1 pseudogene is annotated in these 309 nt (G+C 64.7%); it reads left to right on the forward strand.

The window, feature by feature from the left end:
- Window positions 1-309, forward strand: a pseudogene (locus tag P0G09_RS17825) (hypothetical protein); the annotation flags it as partial.

Genomic DNA, 309 nt, shown 5'->3' on the forward strand with positions numbered 1-309 from the left:
CGTGCCGTGGCAAAGGCCGGTAAGCGCGACAGCGGCCAGATCGAGACAGGCATCGTCCGGGAAGCCCTCTCCGTGACCGGTATGGGCCGCGGCGGGCGGTATCTGGTCGGTCAGGTCACGGCCATGCGCAGCGAGATCTTCAATACCAGCCTTTCGGCAGAGGGGCGCGCAGTGCTGCTCTACCATGTGGAGCGGATGAACGAGGTATCGGCCAACGCCCTGCTGAAGGTCATGGAGGAGCCGCCCGAAGGTGTGCTTTTTCTGTTGACAGCGGATTCGCTGGCGGGCGTTCTGCCCACCATCCGGAGC

The sequence above is a fragment of the Faecalibacterium sp. DFI.5.82 genome (genome assembly GCF_029076575.1).
GTDB classification, from domain to species: domain Bacteria; phylum Bacillota; class Clostridia; order Oscillospirales; family Ruminococcaceae; genus Faecalibacterium; species Faecalibacterium duncaniae.